Annotated in this window: 18 protein-coding genes; 9 read left to right on the top strand and 9 right to left on the bottom strand. The window is 35.1% G+C overall.

Annotated elements, in window-relative coordinates; all coding sequences use genetic code 11:
- The first annotated feature begins 2 nt into the window (after positions 1–2).
- A complete protein-coding gene (locus tag STA7437_RS21665) occupies positions 3–2,144 on the top strand; it encodes an argonaute PAZ domain-containing protein (protein WP_015195532.1) in 2,142 nt (713 codons plus the stop codon).
- On the opposite strand, the gene STA7437_RS21660 is transcribed toward STA7437_RS21665, so the two are convergent.
- Positions 2,141–2,887, bottom strand: coding sequence for a DUF554 domain-containing protein (locus STA7437_RS21660; RefSeq protein ID WP_015195531.1), 747 nt, complete (start codon positions 2,885–2,887; stop codon positions 2,141–2,143). The genes STA7437_RS21665 and STA7437_RS21660 overlap by 4 nt on opposite strands.
- Positions 2,888–2,959: 72 nt before the next feature.
- The gene (locus STA7437_RS21655; RefSeq protein WP_015195530.1) at positions 2,960–3,178 is read right to left on the bottom strand and encodes a DUF167 domain-containing protein; all 219 of its coding nucleotides are present in this window, start codon (positions 3,176–3,178) and stop codon (positions 2,960–2,962) included.
- Positions 3,179–3,415: 237 nt separating this feature from the next.
- On the opposite strand from STA7437_RS21655, the gene STA7437_RS21650 reads away from it, so the two are divergent.
- Positions 3,416–8,929, top strand: a complete 5,514-nt coding sequence (locus STA7437_RS21650) for a translocation/assembly module TamB domain-containing protein (protein WP_015195529.1) — start codon at positions 3,416–3,418, stop codon at positions 8,927–8,929.
- Between the two features lie 60 nt (positions 8,930–8,989).
- On the opposite strand, the gene STA7437_RS21645 is transcribed toward STA7437_RS21650, so the two are convergent.
- From STA7437_RS21645 to STA7437_RS21635, 3 genes are all read right to left on the bottom strand, one after another.
- On the bottom strand, positions 8,990–10,123 hold the full coding sequence (locus STA7437_RS21645; RefSeq protein WP_015195528.1) for a glycosyltransferase: 1,134 nt from the start codon (positions 10,121–10,123) through the stop codon (positions 8,990–8,992).
- 598 nt (positions 10,124–10,721) lie between these two features.
- Positions 10,722–11,876, bottom strand: a complete 1,155-nt coding sequence (locus STA7437_RS21640) for a UDP-sulfoquinovose synthase (RefSeq protein ID WP_015195527.1) — start codon at positions 11,874–11,876, stop codon at positions 10,722–10,724.
- Between the two features lie 565 nt (positions 11,877–12,441).
- On the bottom strand, positions 12,442–12,903 hold the full coding sequence (locus tag STA7437_RS21635) for a hypothetical protein (protein WP_041619609.1): 462 nt from the start codon (positions 12,901–12,903) through the stop codon (positions 12,442–12,444).
- Between the two features lie 78 nt (positions 12,904–12,981).
- Here STA7437_RS21635 and STA7437_RS21630 point away from each other — a divergent pair, with 78 nt between their 5' ends.
- From STA7437_RS21630 to STA7437_RS21615, 4 genes are all read left to right on the top strand, one after another.
- Positions 12,982–13,500: an outer membrane protein assembly factor BamD gene (locus tag STA7437_RS21630; RefSeq protein ID WP_015195525.1), complete on the top strand. Its 519-nt coding sequence runs from the start codon at positions 12,982–12,984 to the stop codon at positions 13,498–13,500.
- 424 nt (positions 13,501–13,924) lie between these two features.
- A complete protein-coding gene (locus STA7437_RS21625; RefSeq protein WP_015195524.1) occupies positions 13,925–14,581 on the top strand; it encodes a glutathione S-transferase family protein in 657 nt (218 codons plus the stop codon).
- 303 nt (positions 14,582–14,884) lie between these two features.
- Positions 14,885–16,273: a glycoside hydrolase 100 family protein gene (locus STA7437_RS21620; protein WP_015195523.1), complete on the top strand. Its 1,389-nt coding sequence runs from the start codon at positions 14,885–14,887 to the stop codon at positions 16,271–16,273.
- A 346-nt stretch (positions 16,274–16,619) separates the two neighbouring features.
- Positions 16,620–16,955: a hypothetical protein gene (locus tag STA7437_RS21615; RefSeq protein ID WP_015195522.1), complete on the top strand. Its 336-nt coding sequence runs from the start codon at positions 16,620–16,622 to the stop codon at positions 16,953–16,955.
- Positions 16,956–16,959: 4 nt separating this feature from the next.
- Here STA7437_RS21615 and STA7437_RS21610 read toward each other — a convergent pair whose 3' ends face one another.
- On the bottom strand, positions 16,960–17,325 hold the full coding sequence (locus STA7437_RS21610) for a winged helix-turn-helix transcriptional regulator (RefSeq protein ID WP_015195521.1): 366 nt from the start codon (positions 17,323–17,325) through the stop codon (positions 16,960–16,962).
- Positions 17,326–17,419: 94 nt separating this feature from the next.
- Between STA7437_RS21610 and STA7437_RS21605 the strand changes: the two genes are divergently transcribed.
- Together STA7437_RS21605 and STA7437_RS21600 are read left to right on the top strand one after the other, a co-directional pair.
- Positions 17,420–17,899 carry a cupin domain-containing protein gene (locus STA7437_RS21605; RefSeq protein WP_015195520.1) on the top strand — a complete coding sequence of 160 codons (480 nt, stop codon included), beginning with the start codon at positions 17,420–17,422 and terminating at the stop codon, positions 17,897–17,899.
- 352 nt (positions 17,900–18,251) lie between these two features.
- A complete protein-coding gene (locus tag STA7437_RS21600) occupies positions 18,252–18,623 on the top strand; it encodes a hypothetical protein (RefSeq protein ID WP_015195519.1) in 372 nt (123 codons plus the stop codon).
- A gap of 128 nt (positions 18,624–18,751) precedes the next feature.
- On the opposite strand, the gene STA7437_RS21595 is transcribed toward STA7437_RS21600, so the two are convergent.
- Complete coding sequence (locus STA7437_RS21595) at positions 18,752–20,464, bottom strand: aconitase/3-isopropylmalate dehydratase large subunit family protein (protein ID WP_015195518.1); 1,713 nt, start codon at positions 20,462–20,464, stop codon at positions 18,752–18,754.
- A 166-nt stretch (positions 20,465–20,630) separates the two neighbouring features.
- Here STA7437_RS21595 and STA7437_RS21590 point away from each other — a divergent pair, with 166 nt between their 5' ends.
- Entirely contained in the window at positions 20,631–21,074 is a 444-nt protein-coding gene (locus STA7437_RS21590) for a pentapeptide repeat-containing protein (protein ID WP_216087069.1), read from the top strand.
- 110 nt (positions 21,075–21,184) lie between these two features.
- Here the strand turns inward: STA7437_RS21590 and STA7437_RS21585 are convergent, their stop codons facing one another.
- Both STA7437_RS21585 and STA7437_RS21580 read right to left on the bottom strand, forming a co-directional pair.
- Positions 21,185–21,634 (bottom strand): hypothetical protein, encoded by a 450-nt coding sequence (locus tag STA7437_RS21585; protein ID WP_015195516.1) that lies wholly within the window; start codon positions 21,632–21,634, stop codon positions 21,185–21,187.
- A 37-nt stretch (positions 21,635–21,671) separates the two neighbouring features.
- Positions 21,672–22,205 carry a universal stress protein gene (locus STA7437_RS21580; protein ID WP_015195515.1) on the bottom strand — a complete coding sequence of 178 codons (534 nt, stop codon included), beginning with the start codon at positions 22,203–22,205 and terminating at the stop codon, positions 21,672–21,674.
- Between the last annotated feature and the right edge of the window lie 23 nt (positions 22,206–22,228).

Genomic DNA, 22,228 nt, shown 5'->3' with positions numbered 1-22,228 from the left:
TAATGAATAATTCTGCTGTTGAAGTTTTTCTCAATCGTTTTCCTGTTAAACGTCTTACTGAAGCTGAAAGAACTGTCCAAACTTACACCTACACATTTAATCCTTCTCCAGAACCAGGAAAAGAATATTCAGCAATTAATCGAATTACCTGGAATATTGGCACACCAGGAGTAAGATTTGGTTCAACAATTATTACAAAGCAACCAATAGCAGAGCGATATTTACAGGGTGAAAATTGGCTTTTAAAACCACAAGGTACACAATTATTAGATTTAAATAACTCTAACGAAAAAGAAGCTTTAGAAAGATTAGAAAGACGTTGGTTAGGTTGGAAACTTCGACAAACATCTGAAAAGTATCGGCTCGAAAATTCGCCAGAAGGAGGATTTATTTGGTGGAATTTAGATAAGACTATTTTACAAGGGTTAGGCTGGGAAGTTCATACAGGAGTTTGTTTAGATATCTCTATTCATCATTCAGGAGTAGTTCTTACCGAAATTGATATTCATCATCGTTTTTATACTTCTTGGACACTTGAGCAATGGCTGCAAACTTATCCGGATCTATCAATAAATTGGGTTCGCAATACTTATAACGATCGCTCTTGGAAATTTGAGAGAATTAGTGATGAAAATCCTGAAACTGTTATGATACCTTCGGGAAGTTTAGCTGATTATCATCGAAATCTAGAGAATAATCAAGCAAAAGAAACAGAAATTAGCAATGCAAAAGTGGTTTACGTCAGTAGCAAAGGCAATCAAGAAATACCTCATCTTTCTACTCGACTTCAACCTAGCATCACAATGGAAATGTTGAGTTGTTTACAAGATCGAGGTTCACAAGAAGCAGCTAAAGTATTTAAACAGATTCGTCAATCTTCTCAAGTTCGTTTTGACCGAGGAAGAGATATTGCTAAATGGCTTGCTAGTAAAATATATCATGTTGAGAAACAAATAAATCCTCAAAAAGCCGAGGGAATTATGTTGAGAAATAAATTTCCTTTGCTAATAACTAAATCCAAAAAAGTTTATCGACCGGAAGCAAGTTTTAAACAAGGTTGTTTTCGTACAGGAGAAAAACAATTCGGTTGTTTAGATTTAACTGGAAATGGTGATTGGTCAGAATTGATTAGAAATAAGCTAGAAGATTTAGCTCAAAAAAGTGGTGTAGATATTTTATTAGAACCAGCTAAGAAAACAACTGATTTACCCGATAGTTTATTAACTCGTAAACAATTTTGGCAAGATTGGGCAAACCAAGGAACTCACACAGTTTTAGTAATTACTCCTTGGCTACAAAACACGGAAAAATCTCGACTTCAAAGAGAAGCTTTGGAAGCGAACATTGCTCTTCAGTTTATGCAACCAATGTCTAAACCAGACAATTATCGAGCAGTTAATATTATTTTAGGTTTGTTGCTTAAGGCAAAATGGCAACCAGTCGGATTAGAACCTTTACAAGATGAATATGCAGCAGAGTTAGTAATTGGTTTTGATGCAGGAACAAATAGAAATTTGTATTACGGAACTAGTGCTTTTGCAATTTTAGCGAACGGACAGAGTTTGGGTTGGGAACTACCCGAAGCACAACCAGGAGAAAAGTTAAGCGGACAAGCGGTTTTAAATACTGTTGCGAATATTATCAATAGATTTCAAAGAATAGAAAACCGACTTCCTAAACGAATCTTGTTACTGCGAGATGGCATTGTACAACGTGACGAATTTGAAAGCGCGATCGCTCTTCTTCAACAAGATCACATTGCTGTCGATCTTTTAGGAGTCAGAAAAAGTGGTGCGGGAAGAATGGCAGTGATTAAGCAAACATCAGGTAATTTAATTGATGTTTTACCAGGAACAGCAGTACTTTCTCATGATGGTGAAACTTTCCGAATTGTTACTTCTGAGGCAAAAGCAGGAGGAAGTGCGCGTCCTTTACAAGTATTGAGAGATTATGGTGATGCACCCTTAGAAATTTTAGCTAGACAAATCGATCGCCTTTGTTTGCTTAATCCAGCTAGTGGTTATTCTGTTAGTCGCTTACCTTATGTAATTCATTTTGCTGACAAAATGGCAAAAATAGTTCAAAGAATAGGAGAAGTGGGAGTTTTGCAAGGAATTGATCGTCAAAAAATTTTCTTTGCTTAAATATTTAAAGAATATATTAACTGATAAACGATCGGCGCGATCGCGATCGCTGGTAAAAAAGAAGCTACCCGAATTTTGCTTATTTCCAATAAGTTAATTCCAATCCCAATAATCATTAACCCTCCTACTCCTGTAACCAAAAAAATCCGAGGATCATTAGCTGGATCACTGATAACATTTGCTAATAATCCTGCTAGCAGAGATAATCCTCCTTGATAGAATAAAATTACTAATAAAGAAAAACCAACTCCAACACCATAGATATTCGCAAAAGCGATTGCTACAATTCCATCCATCGTAGCTTTGAGAGAGAGTAAAGTATTGTCTCCAGTTAAACCATTATTAAGACAACCTACTAGAGTCATTGGGCCGACACAAAAAAGTAAACTACTAGCAACAAATCCTTCTGTAAATCGTCCTTTACCTCGAAATCTTTGCTTCAACCAATTACCGATGTTGGCTAATTTATCTTCAATTTCTAACCATTCTCCGATAACACCTCCTAAAATAATGGCAAACAAGCCTAAAATTGTGCCATCGATTTTTCCTGCTTGTACTTTAGCGAGGTTATTAGTCATGCTAAAACCAATCCAAAGAGTTAGTAAACCCACCCCCTGAGTAATAATTAGTTGAATTTTCTGAGGGATACGTTTACGAAAAATTAAGCCGATAGTCGTACCGATTAATACTGTCAGAATATTGATCCAAGTCCCACTTGTCTTCAACCAGAAATCTAGTGTCATTAAGTTAACAAAAAAATTTAACTGAGATTTTTGCTTAACGCTAAAATTAAAATAGCTTTTGTCAAGTTATTGCTAAACAATTTCAATCAACTTATTTTTACTGGATAAACCAGCTTTAATCGTAATTTGTGATTTGGCAACTTGGAATTTCTTGGCTAACATTTCAATTAGTTCTTGATTGGCTTTACCATCTCTCGGTGGTGATTTCAAACGAATTATTAAACTGCCATCAGCTAATTCTTCAATTTTTTGTTGCTGAGAATTTGGTTTAACTTTTATCGAAATTTTCATTTTTGTTTGTTTTAATAAGTTGTTAATTTAAAAAAATATCTTTAACATTTTATCGATTAATTTAGTTATAATTATTAATTAATTTGTTTATAAATCAGGCTAAAAATATTTATAATTTCATATTTATAAATTATAATAAACTCCACGATTGGCTGAAGTTGATTTAATTAAAAACTGCTCTATATTTTGAACGACATAGTAATAAGGTAATATCTACTTGTTAATTAAAACATAAAGATGAAAAAACCATCCCCTGATAATTGGGAAAAAGAATCTGAACAATCAAAAATTGATCACCCTTCTCCTGCTCAATCTCGTAAATGGCTAAAACTAGTAGTGGGAGTAGGTATTTTTTTATTAGCAAGTACTGGGGTCAGTTTAACCTATGGGTGGTGGTTAATTTCTCGTAAACTGATACCTTTAGTTGAACAAGAAGTTGGTGATTATCTTCATCGCCCGATAGAGATTGGTCAATTAGAAAGTTTATCTTTATCTTCGGCACGTTTTGGCGAAAGTATTATTCCTGCAACAGAAAATAATCCTGATACTGTTTCTGTAGAGGCAGTTAAAGTTGATTGGAAATCCTTAACCTCTTTACTCAAACAAAGATTAGCTTTAGACCTTACATTAGTTAAACCCGATATTTATATTGAACAAGATGAAAAAGGTACTTGGACACCAACTAATTTTGGTACTGCTTCATCTTCAGAACAAGGTTTTAAAGTCGATGTTCAAAGGGTTATTCTTCAACAAGCCGATCTTACTTTAGTAGCTCGTAATAAAGAGACTAAACAATTACAGCCTCAAGTTCAAGGTCAGATTAATCAAGGTGTAATTCAGATTTTAACTGACCAAGATTTAATTAAGTTTGATGTTGAAGGAAAGTTAAATCAAGGAGGAAGTTTTGATGTAATTGGAGAGGGAAATACTGAAACAGATATTATCGATTTGAATGTTATTGGCAAGGAATTAGCAGGAACAGAAATAGGTAATTTACTCGCTTTACCTTTAGGAATTGAAGCAGGTACAGTCGATGGCGAAATTGGCGTTAAACTTAGTAATGACCCTCTACCTTATCTTACTGGGACGGCAAAATTAAATCAGGCAACTGTACAAATTCCTGAGTTAGTTAAACCATTTGTAGATAGTAATGGAGAATTACATTTTCAAGGTTCTGAAGTTACTTTTGATCGGGTTAAAACTAATTTTGGTGAAGTTACGGGAGTCGTCAATGGTAGTTTGGATTTTAATGAACCAGGAGAATATCAACTCACTGCTAAAACTGATCCTGTTGAAGCACAGAAAGTCATTGAAGCTTTAGAGTTAGAACCACCTCCAATTCCGATTAAAGGTAAAATCGCAGGAAATATTGCGATTAAAGGTTCATTGTTGAATCCTGTAACTAGTTTTGCCATTGCAACTACTACTCCTAGTCGAATTGATCGCGTAGATTTTGATAAAATTACAGCCAACTTAGATTTGATTGGCAATAATCTCTATGTTCGTTCTTTTCAAGGTAATCCCAAAATTGGTGGGGTAGTTCAAGGCAATGGCACTATCGAACTAGCGGGAAAACAAAATCTGATTTTCGATGTGGCAGCGAACAATATTCCAGGAACAAAACTAGCTCGTAGTTACAACAATGATTTACCTGTCAATATTGGGAATATGGCTGGAAATGCCAGATTTTTAGCTCAAGCTAATGATTTGGCTACTTTAAGAGTGGTTAATGGTGAGGGTAATTTTGCGCTGGGCAATGGTACAGTCGAGGTTAATAACCTCAATTATGGCGCAGGTCAATGGCGATCGCAACTGCAAGCCAATGGAGTAGAATTTGGTAGTCTGCCGATTGGTAAGGATAGTGCGCCTACTCTTGCTAAGGGTTTAGTTGATGGTGTGTTTGAAGTTTCAGGTAAAAACAATGCGGTTGAGATAGATCGAATCTTGGCTACAGGTAAGGCAAATTTAACTACTGTTGGGGGTACAATTGCTATTCCTGAAATTGATTTAAATAATGGTAATTGGCAAGCAGCTTTAAATACTGAGAATCTTCGTCTGCAAAGATTATTTCCTGAAGTTCCTTCAGAATTTAATGATAATTTGAGTGGTAATTTTCTGTTAACAGGAAAGGTGGAGAGTAAACCGAATACGGAAACAATCATTGATGGTTTTGGTGATTTAACTCTAGCTCAAGGCAATGTTAAGGTAAATAAATTAGAGATTAGAGGTAATAATTGGAATGCCCTTGCCCAAGCGACTAATCTTCAATTAAAAGAATTAAATTCTGAAACTCCCGAGCAATTTGCAGGTTTAGTTAATGGTAATTTTCAAGTTGCGGGTACGGTAGATAATATTACTCCCGAAGGCATTAAAGCTAAAGGTGATGCCAGTTTAACTCTTCCTGAAGGAGTGTTTGATCTTAATAATCTTGCGATCGCTGATGGCAGATTTCAAACCCTAGTAATTCCGCAAGGAGTCGATCTAAGTTTATTTGCCGATCCTAATTCTGATGAGTTGGAATTAAATGGACAATTAGGTGGAGAATTAAATGTTACGGGAAATGTTAATAATATTAGTCCGACGGCGGTAGTAGCTAAGGGGAATCTTTCTTTTAGTCAAGGAATCGATCTACTCGAACAACCTTTTAGTGCAGCAATTACTTGGGATGGCAGACGTTTAGATGTTTTACAGGCAAAAGGCGATGGTTTAGATGCGACTGGTTATCTGGAATTAGACAAATCTTTCTTTAGCGATATTCCCGATAAATTAGCAGCCGTGACTGACTTCAACTTTGATGTGAACCAAGCCCAATGGATTGATGTTAACAAAATTCGTCTTACTCTTCCCAGTTGGGCAACTAATTTAGATTATTCAGGTAGAGTAGATTTTACAGGAACAATTGGCGGAATTCCTTCAGCGATGGAAATTGAAGGAGATTTACTGGTACGTGACTTTGTAGTCGAAAATCTGATCTTCGATCCTACTTTACAAGGCACAGTTTCCGTGATGCCTACTGAGGGGGCAAGACTCGCAATTGATAATGGACAACAAGCATCTCGTGGCAACAATCAAGACAAAATTGAATTGGTTTTGGGAGAAAATTTTCTCCCCGAGTCTTTCCTGCTGCAACATCAACAACTGGATGTAGTAGGTACAGGCACAGGAGAAATTGTTCAAATCCAAGCTAGAGATGTTCCAGTTGAGTTATTAAAAACTGTCGCCGTCAAAAATCCCGATTTTAATATACCTGAACAAGTTGCCCTACAACCTTTAACAGGAACGCTATCAGGAGAATTTATAACTAACCTCAATACTTTAGCAACATCAGGAGAAAACATTGTCATCACCAATCCCATCTTAGGTCGGATTAAAGGCGATCGCTTGACAGGAAATTTTGATTATGCTAATGGTAATTTTGCTTTAGAAAATGTTCGCTTTCAACAACGAGAAAGCACTTATCAAATTGCGGGCAATGTAATTCAACAACCAGACGATTTTGCCTTTAAAGGAGACATTACAGTTGAACAAGGACAAATTCAAGACGTACTAATTGCCTTAGAAATTTTTGAACTAACTGATTTAACCAAAGGTTGGGGCGATCGCAACTATGGTTTAACCAAAGATTTATACCAACCTCCTTTACCTTCTGCTCCTCAACCGCCTGAATCTCTCTTTACTGTAGGTACACCCAAGGCGACAATTTTTCAACAATTGCAAAAGTTGGCAGAAATTCAAGCTAAGTTAAATTCAGCGCAGCAAAATGAACAAGACCAATTTTTTGTTCCAGAATTAAAAACCTTAACTGGTAAATTTGATGGCAAACTAAGCTTTAATGGTTCTTTAAACCAAGGAATTACAGCAGATTTTGACTTTCAGGGCGGACAATGGCAATGGGGACAATTTACTGCTGAAAGAATCATTGCTAATGGTAATTTACAAGATGGAATTCTGACTTTGTTACCCGTTAGTATTCAATCAGATAACAGTTTAATTGCTTTTTCAGGAAGTTTTGGTGGTGAAACTCAATCAGGTCAATTAAGATTACTCGATGTTCCTGTTAGTTTAATTGAAAAATTTGTTAATTTACCCCCAGATTTAGTTTTTGGCGGAAATATTAATGCTAGTGCAACCCTAGCAGGTAGTCAAGCTAATCCCCAAGCTAGAGGTGAAATTAATGTTAACGACGCAACTATCAATCAAACTTCGATCCAATCAACCCAAGGTAGTTTTAGTTACAATGATTCCCGTTTAAACTTCTTTGCCAGTAGTGTAGTTGCTCCCAATGCCGATCCACTAACGATTACAGGTAGTATTCCCTATCAATTACCTTTTTCTAAAACTATTCCCGATAGCGATCGCTTGAATTTACAACTGAATGTCACCGACGAAGGATTGGCATTACTCAATATTCTTTCTCGTGGAGAAGTAAATTGGATCGATGGTGAAGGAGAAGTTAGTCTCGATATTTCTGGTAATTTTGACCAAGCTAAAAATCGTCCTACTAAGTTAGTCGCCAAAGGAAAAGCCTCTGTTAATCAGGGAAAAATAGCAGTTAGATCTTTACCCGATGCTTATTTGACTCAAGTTAATGGCAAAATCAACTTCAACTTTGATCGCATTCAAGTAGAAAGTTTCCAAGGTAATTTTGGTGGTGGCAAGATCTCGGCAATGGGTACTCTTCCACTAACTCAAAACCAAACTCAAAAAAATCCTTTAACTATTAATCTTAATAACTTAATAGTAGATCTTAAAGGTTTATACGAAGGAGCAGTAGCAGGACAACTCAAAATTCTGGGAACGGCAGTAGAACCAGATTTGACAGGAAATTTAACTTTGACGAATGGCTCTATTCTGATTGCTGATACTACTACAACGGCTGAGAATGCAACTATAGTCGAAGATAACAGCATTGCTGCTTTAACTGAATACAAAAACCTACAAATCCAATTAGGAAAAAATATTCAAATCATTCAACCTCCAATCTCAAACTTTACCGCTACAGGCAAAATTACGATCAATGGAACTTTTAATTTCCCTCTCCCAGAAGGAACTATTGCTCTTAAACGTGGTCAAGTCAATCTTTTTACCACTCAATTAAGTTTAGCAGGAGGCTATCCCAATACCGCTCGTTTCTCGCGTAACAATGGACTCGATCCTTATTTAGATGTTAGGTTAGTTGGTTCAGCCGTAGAAACTACTCGCAGTCCAATTCCTAACGATCCACTTTCTGCTGAAATTAATGATATTCCTGCCTCTAGCTTTGGAACTTTAGAAACTGTTCGTATTTCCGCTAGAGTCAAAGGATTAGCTAGTCAACTGACTAATAGCATTGAACTAACCAGTAGTCCTCCCCGTAGTCAAACAGAAATCTTAGCACTTTTAGGAGGAAGTTTTGTTGATACTTTAGGTCGAGGAGATAGTACTTTAGGACTAGCAAACTTAGCTGGTTCAGCCTTATTTGGTAGTTTCAATACAGTACTTAGCGATGCTTTTGGCTTGAGTGAATTTCGTCTCTTTCCCACTCAAATTATCGACCAAAAACGAGAAGGCGATCGCATTATTGGTTTAGCTGGAGAAGCTGCGATCGATTTAACTAATAATATTTCTTTTTCTGTACTCAAAATTCTCAATACCGATCTGCCTGCTCAATTTGGTTTTCGCTATCGTCTTAACGACAATTTCATCATTCGAGGTTCAAGTAATTTTGAAGATGATACTAGAGGTGTCATTGAATACGAATTGAGATTTTAGAATTGATTTTTGAGTAGAAATAATTCATCAATTATCCCTACTTGGAAAGAACAAACAATCTTAAGCTACAAAAGGCAAAGATTGCGCTTCAACTATACCTCTGTAATAAGTTTGTAACTGACGTGTAGCAGCAGCCCAACCCCAACGTTCCGCTTCTAAACGGGCATTTTCTCTGAGTTGTTCTCTTTCTGCTTTAGCTGAGAGTAAACGTTGTGTAGCCGTAATTGCACCTTGAGGATCATCGGGTTCAAATAAATAACCATTAACTCCATCAGTAACAATATCAGGAATACCGCCAGAGTTGGCAGCTACCACAGGGCAACCAGCAGCCATTGCTTCAAGTAAAACTAAACCTAAAGTTTCTGTACGAGAAGGAAAAATAAACGCATCTGCCGAGGCGTAGGCAGCAGCTAGTTCTAATCCTTGCAAATAACCAACAAAATAAGTATTTGTTCCAGCAAAATGGGCTTCTAGTGCTTCTCTTTGAGGGCCATTACCAACGATCGCTAAACGAGCTTCAGGAATTGCTTCTAAAACTGGTTTAATTTGATCGATTTGTTTTTCGGCAGATACCCTTCCAACGTATAGTAAAAGAGGACTTTCAGGGTTGCCTTCAGACAGACGCGATCGCATTTGAGCAGATTTAAGCTGAGGTTGAAACATTTCAGTATCTACCCCTCTTTGCCACAAGTCTACTCTTTCAATGCCACGACTTTCTAATGCCTCTACCATTGCAGTGGAAGTACAAAGATTTAATTGTGCCTGGTTATGGGCAGTTTTGAGCAGTTCCCACAACAATCCTTCTAAAGCACCCAAACCATAATGTTGTAAATATTGAGGTAAATGAGTATGATAAGAAGCAATTAAAGGAATATTGAGATTTTTGGCATAATATATCCCACTAATTCCCAAAAAAGCCGGATTGACTACATGAATTAAATCTGGTTGAAATTTTTCCAGAACATTTTTTGTTCCAATCGGAGGTAATGCGAGTTTTAGTTCGGGATACAAAGGAAGAGGTACACCAGGTACACCGTAAACTTTTGCCCCTTTATATTCTGTCAAACCGCCTTCAGGTGCTATAACGAGAACTTGGTCGCCATTGCGTTGTAAATGTTCAATAGTATGACGCAGACGAGTAACAATTCCGTCAACTTTAGGGAGAAATGTTTCTGTAAAAAGGGCAATACGCATAAATTTTTAAAAAACAAAAATTGTAGATTTTGACTAATTTCACAACCAAAAGCGAAGTAGCTAACTGGAAAGAAATCAACAAATAATTACTAATTAATTTTGTTCGAGAACAAATTTTAGATATATTTTCTAAATTATTATTGTGTCAGAATCTGAGCAATAGTTTTAAGAAATTTAGTTGAGCGAACTTCTATTAATAATGAGTAAAGGAAGCTTTCGGTGCTTCGGGTGCAACAGAAGAGAAATCAAAGTTTTTATTTTATAGCAAGCAAACTATAGTGCGCAGACATCACAATTTTAAACCAAGGAAACAGCGAAGAGGGATATATTTAGTTTTGCCCTGGTACTTATGTTTTTTGTTAAGTAAGTCAACCTAATTAACCGTTAAATTAATTTCCCCAAATCAAGATTCTTTCATGTTTAATTAAATGGAGCTAATTATCCCTCTAGTTCTCCCCTGTTAGGGGAGACACTATGGTAAAGAAATTAAATTACGCGCTTTTGTAACCTAATTTCAAAATTCCTTGAGGGATTGAAAAAAGTAAATAAATCTAGATTGGAGAGAATTTTAGCCAAGAGGTAAATCTAAATTAATCAATTAACCTCTACGCCAAGAAACTGTTGGTAAAATTTGATTCATGTCTACACGGTCTTTATATTTTGTCGCGAAGTTGAGCAGAGAATCTAAGAGAGAATCAGATAAATAGTGAGGTTGTAAACCTAAATCGAGTAATTTAGTATTTTTGGCGTTAAAATAATGTTCTTCTAATTCAACTCTAGGGTTTTGGAGATGATTAATTTCTACATCCAATCCGATCGCGACACCAGCTTTTTTGACCATCATTGCCAAATCACCAATACTGAACAGTTCAGTAAACTGGTTAAAGACGCGGAATTGTCCAGCTTCAGCAGGATTTGCGATCGCAATTTCCATACATCTAACTGTATCTCTAATATCTAAAAAACCTCTAGTTTGACCGCCTTTACCGTAGACTGTCAGGGGATGACCAATGGCTGCTTGAATACAGAATCTATTTAAAGCAGTACCGAATACACCATCATAATCGAGGCGATTGATTAACATTTCGTCCATGCCTGTTTCTTCGGTTAAAACACCATAAACTACCCCTTGATTCAAGTCGGTAGCACGTAGTCCCCAAATTTTACAGGCAAAATGAATGTTGTGACTATCATGGACTTTGGAAAGGTGGTAAAAACTACCAGGTTGTTTCGGATAGGGTAAGGTATCTTTGCGTCCGTTATGTTCGATAGTAATGTAACCTTCTTCAATATCAATATTGGGTGTACCATATTCACCCATCGTTCCTAGTTTGACTAGATGAGAGTCGGGAAAATCCTCTTTCATCGCATAAAGGATATTCAACGTCCCCACTACATTATTAACTTGAGTAAAGACAGCGTGTTCGCGATCAATCATTGAATAGGGTGCGGAACGCTGTTCGCCAAAATGAACAATCGCTTCAGGTTCAAATTTATGAAGGGTTTTACTTAAAAATTCGTAGTTAGTAATGTCGCCAACAAATAAATCAATTGATTTTCCTGTTAACTCTTGCCAACGTCGAATTCGTTGTTGAATCGGAGCAATTGGTGTTAGCGTATCTACGCCAAGTTTATCATCCCAATGTCTGCGGATAAGATTATCTAAAATACCAACTTCATAGCCTCGATTGGATAAATATAGGGCTGTTGCCCAACCACAATAACCGTCACCGCCAATAACCAAAACTTTCATAACAAATGTATAAATTAATCTGCTGATATTCGCTAAATTTATCAGGTATTGGTACTCCCTCAACCAATGATTTGCTCATTTTACTTAGCTCATTAATATGATAATCACTAAATCTGCTTTACTTCTAAAGGCTACAATCTCGATTATTAATTCTTTTCAGCAATAGATATTAAAAATTTAGTAAAGAAGGTGATTTGTATTTAAAAAACTTATCGTTAAAAATTTGCTCAAATCACGGCGCAGGGCTGTTTTAGCCTTTACAGATTAGACACATAATTTAAATTTTTACTTGCGGGATTTAAACTTTAGTTATAAGTGCGATTCGTTCAGTCTAAACTTGGAAACAGGAGGACGACTAGCTTCAGTTGAGTAACCCATTATAGGTAGAGTTTGCACTTCAATCCTCAACTGATGACAACTTCATAATTTTTTATTTGAGATAAGCTGTTTCACATTCCATTCTCATTAAAAAAGACTTTTGTCCGAACGTAATATGTTGAGTTTCTAATTTTATCTACTTACACCTAATCAGATTTTTTTGCTCATTGCAATTAACTGTGAACAATTATTCAAATGTCACTCGAATATAAGACCGATTAACTGCCGGAGTTCTATAAGTTCTAGTTCTAGGATTAATAATTACAGGATCGATAATTACTGAATCAGAAATTTCAGAATTAATAATGGTTGGATTAATTAATGTTCGATTGTAAATTCTACCTCGTTTAACTGGAACAAATCTTCCTTCATTTTGAGGACAATCAGAATAATAATAAGAGTTAGAATTGTCATAAGAATCGTAATAATTTTGGCGCAAAGGATTAGGAGTAACGTTTAAAGATCTAGGTGGCGTAGGAGAGGAAATACCCCCAAAATATATACTTGATTTAGGATTACTTGCTGGTAATGGGATATGAGGAGGTCGTGCATTAGCAACTAATTCCGTTGCGATCATCGTACTAATAACTAAAGCGATCGGAGTACAAGTTTTAAAACAATTTATCCCCATTTTGGTTTTGCTATTCATTTCTTTTACTTAATAAACTTATATTATTCATGGTATCTCTAATGTAGGGCAACATCAGTAAATACTCCGATAGAAAACATGACAGCAGAACAACAGGAAAAGTTTCGTCTTCGTTATCAAGCAGGAAAAAATGCCTTAGAAAAAGGAGAATATAATCTAAGCGTTCAATACTTGGAAGAAGCTAAAGAACTGGTTGCTAAATCTACTCGTTTAGGCGGAGAAGCCCAAATTTGGCTAGTTATGGCTTATCAAGCTGCTGGTCAATTACCAGACGCGATCGCTTTATGTCAAGATTTATGTAATCATCCTCATCCAGAAATTCGCCAACAAGCTAAACGTGTTCTTTATATTATTCAAGCACCACAACTAAAAAGACCAAAAGAATGGATGAGCGAAATTCCTGATCTCACTGCAACTAGTAACGATCAACCTCAGTATGTAACGGCAAAAAATCAAAGACAAAATAATCATCATCAAACTAAACTTTCTGATGAACCAGTCGATTTAAGCCAAGTTAATACGAAAGATAATCAGTTTATTTGGTTTGCTTTATTAATAATTATTTTAACATTGTGCGGATTATTTTTATGGAAATAACTATAGGCTCATTCAATACTTGAAGAGCTAGTCTAACATTGTGGTTTTTGGTAATGATTGAGACCTACGGTAGTGCGCTTCGCTTATGTTAATTGCTTTCAAATTATGCTTACTAAATCTCACCAATTTAAGAAGAGTTATAATTTACCAGTTTGATAATTTTTTGGTTGTTTGGTGCAAAAAAAAACAAAGTTATCAAATACAATCTTATGCAAAGATTAAGAGTTTAGATTTTCCAGACTATCCTTTTACAATTAAAAAAACGTCAGGAAACTGTATTCCCTTGTTTTAAATTTGAAAAAGTAAACAAAAACTTCGTTGCTCTGCTACTAGGTAAGAGTTTGGTAATACCAAATCAGTACTTAAATTTATTTATAGCAGAAATTTAGCAATTTGAGCTTATTTTAAAAAAAGGAGATTATTAATGTTGAAATTTTATTATTCTCGTCTTTCAGTTAATGCTCGTAGAGTTTGGATAACCTTGCTCGAAAAAAATTTAGAATTTGAACCAATTTTAATGAAACTGAATGGAGATCAATTTCAACCAGATTTTCTTAAACTAAATCCTTTTCATCATATTCCTGTCTTAATAGATCATGATTTTACTGTATTTGAATCCTTAGCAATTTTAGATTATTTAGAAGCTAAATATCCTAATCCTTCTTTTATACCAACCGAAGCAAAAGCTATTGCTAAAGTACGCACAATTGAATTAGTTACTGTTAATGAATTACCACCAGCTTCAATCGTTTTAATGAAGGATATGTTGGATGTACAAGTTGAAGAAAAAAAATTAGAACAAGCCAAACAAAAAATGGCTACAACTTTAGAATATTTTGAAGACAATTTAGATGATAATGAGCCTTATTTTATTGGAGAAAAATTAACCTATGCTGATATTGTAGCGGGAACAGCAGTAGCATCTATTCCATTATTAGGTATTCCTTTAGAACCTTATCCAAAAGTTAATCAATGGTGTGAAAATCTACAGCAGCGTAGCAGTTGGCAACAAACTGCACCTACACCAGAAGATATTGAGACTTCTAAAGCGATTATGAAAGCAATCTTACAGAGAAGGTAGAATCAGTTATCAGTAGAGACGCGACATGTCGCGTCTGTACACCAGTTAGCAAAGATTAAGTAAAAAATAGAGACGTTGCTTCGCACCCTTCGGGAACATGAAACGTCTGTACAAAAGCGCTTCGGCGTCAGAAACGTGAAACGACGGATCAAAGCGCGCAGCGTCAGAAACGCGATCGCGAAGGATCAAAGTAGTAATCAACAATCAACAATTAACAATTAACTAACAGGCAAAATGTTAAACTGTAGCTCGAAAAAATTAAAACCGTTGTATATTTCGATTAACCAAAAATAACTAATAGTTATGAATATTGAGCATCTTACTACTGAAGCTTGGGAAATTCTAGAACAATCAATTATTTATTATTATGAACTTCCTATAGGCACAGTAGCTGCTTGCGATCGCGAAACGCCTGCTTTAAACTATGACCAATGTTTTATTCGTGATTTTATTCCCGCAGCTTTAGCATTTTTAATTAAAGGAAAAACGGAGATTGTTCGTAATTTTTTAATCCATACTTTAAAGCTACAAATTAAAGAAAAACAATTAGATTTTTTAGAGCCAGGTAGAGGAGTAATGCCTGCTAGTTTTAAAGTTATTCATCAGAGTAGTGATCAATATTTACAAGCAGATTTTGGTGATCATGCGATCGGTAGAGTAACACCTGTTGATTCTTGTTTGTGGTGGATGTTTTTATTACGAGCTTATGTTAGAGCGACAGGAGAATTTTCTTTAGCTCATAGTCCTGAAATGCAAAAAGGCATTCGCTTAATTATGGAACTTTGTTTGTCGGCAAGATTTGATATGTATCCGACTTTATTAGTTCCTGATGGAGCGTGTATGATTGACCGTCGGATGGGAATTAATGGACATCCTTTAGAAATTCAAACTCTATTTTATACGGCTTTACGCTGTGCTAAAGAACTTTTATTAGATAATAATGAAAATGCTAATACTCATCAAGCAATTGATAATCGCGTATCTCCTTTAGTTAGTCATATTCGCCATCATTATTGGCTCGATTTAGAAAGATTAAATGTTATTTATCGCTACAAAGGAGAAGAATATGGAGAAAATGTTTTAAATCAATTTAATATTTATTCGGAATCTATTCCCTATGCAGATTTGAGTGAATGGTTACCAGAAGATGGCGGATATTTAGTTGGTAATTTAGGTCCTTCTCAATTAGATTGTCGCTTTTTTTCTTTGGGTAATTTAATGGCAATTTTGTCTTCTTTAGTGACAGAATTTCAAGCTCATGCTATTCTTAATACTATTGAAAAAAAATGGAAAGATTTAATCGGTTTTATGCCGATGAAAATTTGTTTTCCTGCTCTTAAAGATCGAGATTGGCAACTTTTAACTGGTTGTGACCCAAAAAACCGTCCTTGGTCTTATCATAATGGAGGCAATTGGCCTGTTTTACTTTGGCAATTAGTAGCAGTTGCTTTAAAATATGACCGCCCTGAAATTGCTAAAAGAGCTTTAGATACTGCTGCCAAACGTTTGCCTCAAGATGAGTGGGCAGAATATTATGATGGTAAAAATGGTCGTTTAATCGGGAAAGAAGCGAGAAAATACCAGATTTGGACAGTTGGAAGTTTTTTACTGTCTCAAGAGTTATTAAGCGATCACTCCGTGCCTCGGCAAAGCCGAGACCGCAAATATTTGGATTGGATTTCTCATGATTAATTTTTGAGTTTGATTATGAAAAATCCATAGTTATTTTTTGGGCTGAATATTTCATTAATTTACAGTCAAGTTTGTTGGTGTTTTTAGACAATAAAAAAAGTAAATCAAAGCGTTTGAATTGAGCAACCAAAATTTCTTCTAACTCAGGACTGATTTCTTGAAGTTAAGTTTTTGGTTAAATATTGACTGGAGCTTCTTCAATCTAATTATCAATAAAAATATTTGATTCCTTAAAAAATCTAGGATAACTTCAAACTTTGTTTAAAGCTAGTAGATACTAGAAGCTTAAAAATATACTGTATATCACCTTGAAATCCCTTGAACAATTGAACAACTAAAAATAACTATGAGAAAATTATTCACACTAGCCTTAATTGTCTTCTCACTTTTTTTGACCATTATTATCGATTTTAATTTTCAACCGATTAATATAGCTCTTGCAGGACAAGTAGATTCAGAAACTGCGCAAAAAACTAGGGAAGCAGCAGATAAAGTTGTCCAAGATGACCAAGGTGTAAAAGAGCAATTTGGTAAAAGTGAAAGTGGTGAAGAATTAATTGACAAAGCAAGAAATGAGGCGCAAAAAAAACTTGATTCTTTAGCAAACAAAGCTGATTCAAATCAATCTTTACCAGATCATGAACAAGTGTTTCTTAAAAATGTAGAGGGAAAAAATAAATAAAAAGTTAATCCAGGGTTTGGTTTAAGTTTTCATTTTGTTCAAAAATTTGGGTTTGAGAAAGATTTTTTAATCCCCAGCTAGCAATAGTCTTCAGTAAAGGACGAAGACTTTTTCCTTTGTCTGTCAATTGATAATTCATTCTGCGAGAATGATTGCTGTAAGGCTGTTTGACGACTAAACCTAATTCTTCAAGTAATTTAAGCCTATTGGCTAAAATATTGGTTGAAATTCCTTCAGGAGATGCTAAAAATTCTTCAAATCGCTGTTTGTTAAAAAACATCATATCCCGAATTATTAATAAAGTCCAGCGATCGCCAATTAAATCTAGAGTACAAGCTATCGGACAACAAGAGCGTCGCGGTTGTGTCATTACTACAATCTAAAAATTAATGATGGTGCTACTTGCATTTTACAAGTTATTCTGGTTATGATTAATTTTAACTTGCAATTTAAAAGTCATAATTATGAATCAATTTCTATCAACTTGTAAAACAAGAAACAACTTTACAACTGTAGATTTAGGAACTTTTGAGCAGTTATCCCAGTATACTTTTGCTGCAACCAGCAACCCACTTAAACTTGAAGGCAAAGTATTTCTCAAAGAACTACTCAATCTCACCAGCGCGGAAATTTCGCTAAACAATCTTCCGCCGAAAACATCCATACCTTTTTATCATAAACACCGCTTAAATGAAGAGATTTACATTTTTGTTCGGGGTCAAGGGGAATTTCAAGTTGATGATTGCGTATTTTCAGTTCGAGAAGGAACAGTTGTAAGAGTTGATCCGGAAGGAGAACGCTGTTTACGAAATATTTCAGATACCGAATTACTTGGTTGGATTGTCATTCAGTCAAGAGCGAATTCTTATATAGGTGATACCATTGAAGACGGTTTTGGGGTTGATAAACGAGTTAGTTGGGTTGGTAAACAAAAACTTGAATAGAAAAGGAAGTATTTTGTAGGTTAACCTTAAAACTGCAAAATTTGGATCAAAACTTTGTAAATAGCCCAAATATTGATGAGTTAAAGTTTTTTTATAATTGGGAAATATTTTTTTTACTAATACACAATTAATCTATACCTGCTCAAAAAAGATAACAAATCTAAATAAATTTAATGAAAATAGAGGTTAATCGCAATACATCAGCCATAGTGTTGAATTAAATTTTTATAACTAAAGGATGATTACTGTCTATTCAATCTTTGTTTATATGTAAACTGTACACAATAAGTATTTTTTTCTAGCTGAGAAAAAATGCTTGGTTCTGAAACGTAAAATCGGAAGGTAGAATTAAATGTACAGAAACTTTCTAGAAACTTTAAAAGCTAAATTCACTAACTTATTAACTATTGCGCTTTTATTAACAGGTTTAGTTTTCGGTAATCTTTTGTATTCAGTACCAGCTACAGCAAATTCACTAACTGCTGAAGCAGAATCTTATGCACAGGAAAGAAACACTAATGGTTCTAGTACTGAAACCAGAAGTATACCGACTCAAGTTAAAGATGCTTTTGGAGGTGCAAAAGATACTTTTACTGAAGGTACTAAAAATGCCCAGAAAGAAGTAGAAAACCTTGATTCTGAATCTTTAAGTAAACAGAAAATGGGTCTTAAAGGCAATACCAACAATAAAATTGGCGATTATCAAAACAACCTAGCTAACTAAAATAACGTGAGTTCGATGAATTCAATAATCTTGAGTTAGACGGTATTAGCACTCAGCAATTCCATAAAACCGTTAAACATCTGAATCATTCAGAACTCATGAAAATTTTCGTCGAACTCAAATTCATATCAATCAATCTGGTTAGTAATTTTACCTTTTATGGCTGAAATTGCGACTATTCTGGGAGAAGCTAAATAATTTTTTCCAGTAGGATCGCCACTACGTCCTTTGAAATTGCGATTGGTTGCATAAATACCTATTTCTTCTCGCTCTAGAACGCCTATTCCTGCATTAATACAAGCACCACAGCCAGATTTAAGGATTTGCGCCCCTGCTTGTTGAAATATTGCTAAATATCCTAATTTTTCAGCTTGTTGACGAACTTCTTGAGAAGCAGGAACAACAAATAAACTGACTTGAGAAGCAACTTTGTGTCCTTTTAATACTTTGGCAGCTTGAGCAAGATCGTTTAGTTTACCGCCAGTACAAGAACCAATAAAAGCTTTAGTGATTGTGATTTCTTCTAACTCACTAATATTAACTACTTGATCTGGTTTGGGTGGACGGGCAATTTGAGGTTCTAAGTTACTGAGATCAAATTGATAAACTTGTTCGTACTCTGTATCTGGATCACTGGTAACTATATTAAATTCTTTTTTTGTACTTTTTTGTTGAAGATATTCAATAGTTTTATGATCAGGTGCTATTAAACCACAGATTGCCCCAGCTTCGATCGCCATGTTGGCAAGAGTCATTCTTTCATCAATCGATAACTGTTCAATTATACTTCCCCGAAATTCAATTACTTTACCTGTCGCACCATGACAACCAATTTGACTAAGGATAAACAGCATAATATCCTTCGCGCTGATATCTTGAGGAAGATTACCTGATAACTCAAACAATAAAGTAGCAGGAACACGCAACCATAGATCGCCTGTAGCAAAAATATTTGCCATATCAGTAGTACCTACTCCAGTGGAAAATGCCCCAAAAGCACCATAGGTGCAACTGTGGGAGTCTGTGCCAGCAATAATCATGCCTGGGCGAATGAAACCTTGTTCGGGTAATAAAACATGACAAATACCCTGCGCTTCTCCTGAAGCAACTAAATCTAATAAATGACAACCTTGCTGCTTGGCAAAATCAACCATGCCTTGATACATCTCAACTGCGCCTAAATCTTTCCTGATCTCGTTAATTTGAATAAAATGATCCGCAACTAAGACAACACGGTTAGCATCCCAAACTTTAGCATCCTGACCAAAATGCTGATAAAATAATTGTCCTACGGGAAAAGCGATCGCATCATGGGACATAGCTAAATCTACTTTGGCAAAAATTACTTCTCCTGGTTGTACGTATTGATTTCCCGAAGCTTTGGCTAACAATTTCTCTGCTATTGTCATCGGGCGAGGTTTGGTGTGACTAGGAGGGATAGTAACTTTACCCTGAAGACGTTGTTGATTAAAAGCAATTAAACCCCCTGCCTGAGAAATAGCTTCAATAACAGAATTGTTTTGATTTTCGCCAATAATTTCTAAATTTAGACCGATATTAATACTATTGCGATAAAAAATTTCTGCAAAAGAACGAGCGCGAACTTTTTTAATTCCTGCTGCTTTAATTGCTAAAGGTGCGTATTCTCGACTCGAACCACAACCAAAGTTATCTCCAGCTTCGATAATATTGTATTCTTTTAATTTATTTTCTCCAATCAGATATTCTAAAGCATATCTTGCCAAGTGTTCTAGATCGCCATTTGTGCCTCGTTTGGCAGGAATAATATCATCAGTATTGATGTCGTCTCCTAAATAAAGAATGTTTTCAAACTTATTCATCTTTTTGGCTCAATTAAGTTATTCATCAAAAATATTTCAATCTTAGGCAAGATTTTCTGTTAATAACTAACTTTATAAAATAAAAAAATATTAAACAACCGGAGATTTTTTCTAAACTAATATGATAATAACTACTCAAAAAAAAATTACTTTATTTGCAATCACAATGTTAGCCTCCGGCTTGAGTATCTGCTACTACAAAACAGAAACAACTCAGGCAGCTAATCTAAAATCTTTACAAACTACTACAATAGCTCAGGCTAATCCAAATCAAAACGAGCTAATTAATCGTCTTTTATCTACGCGAGAATGTCAAGGTTGTGATCTGCGAGATGTTGATCTAGAAAAAGCTGATCTTAATGGTGTAGATCTCAGTAATGCCATTTTAATCGATGCAGATTTAGACCAAGCCAATCTAAGTAATGCTAATCTTAGTGGGGCAAATTTAACTGATGCAGATTTGGAAAAAGCTAATCTTACAGGAGCTAATCTTACAGGAGCTAATTTTACCAAAGCCGATCTAGAAGGTGCAAATTTAACTAATGCTGATGTGACCAATGCAGAGTTTACCGATGCAGATTTGGAAGGAGTAACTGGGTTAAGTCGCTAAAGCGATCGCTTTATAAGATCAAATCCGTTTAATTTACCATAATTATAATTTTATAATCACAAAGATTTTAGGTGTTTTTACTAATGGAGTTTAAGCGGGTTTGAGTTTATTTAACTCGATTGAGATAGTTTGATCCGATGATGACCCTGTTGCATCCATTGGTAAGAAACAACATTTAAAATAATACCAATTAAAAACAAAACTACCATCAAAACAATTTGATACCATGCGATTGGATCGACAAACAAATCAAGTACTACGTGAAAAAAATTCATGATTGAATAAACCACGGTTAAACCAAAATGAATGCTTCGGTAACGGTAAGAATTATAAAAAGCAGTACCAACTATAGCAAGCATTGGTAACAGAAAAAATGCTAACATTAACCATAAAATATAAGTAATCTCGTTAATATTTGTTGCTGCTTCCCCATGCCCATGACTAACATCTAGACCATGAAAAAGAGGCATTAAAGCTAACTGGGTATGAAAGATAGTTCCTAATAAAAAAACTGTCCACAGAGCAATTATTTTTTCTAGATAACTAACTTTAGTATTCATTTTTGTGACCTCAATTAAAGATTAAAACTAAATTAAACTAATTAGTTATATTGCTTGAAATTTCCTGAGAAAATTCTTCGTCTTCTTCAGCTTGAATTCCTTGAACTATTAATACAGAACAAGGAGCATGATGAGTAACATAATTACTAACACTACCCATAATTAATTCTGACAAACCACTGTACCCTCGACGACCAAGAATAATTAAATCTGCACCCCAATTTTTAGCGCGATCGCATATTAAAACCCCAGGATTTCCAATTCGATAATCTAATTCTGCGGTTATATTTTTAGCAGAAGCATATTCACAGTAAGTTGCTAACCAATCTCGGACTTGTTCAAGATCTTTTTGTAGACTTTCGTGATGCAATCGCTGAAAAGTATTGTACATATTAACATCACTTAAAGTCCCAATCCCAATCACAGGACTTATTTCTTCAGTTTGCAGATCTAGACAGTGAAACAGCATCAGTTGACTGCCTTGAGTTTCTGCTATAAATAAAGCTTGTTTGACAATCATTGCTGATTGAGAAGAACGATCTAAGGCAATTAAGATTTTTTTGAAAACCATAAACTTTACCTCCAATTTTTACT

The sequence above is a fragment of the Stanieria cyanosphaera PCC 7437 genome (assembly GCF_000317575.1).
Classification (GTDB): Bacteria; Cyanobacteriota; Cyanobacteriia; order Cyanobacteriales; family Xenococcaceae; genus Stanieria; species Stanieria cyanosphaera.
This window is presented reverse-complemented; position numbering and strand designations above follow the sequence as displayed.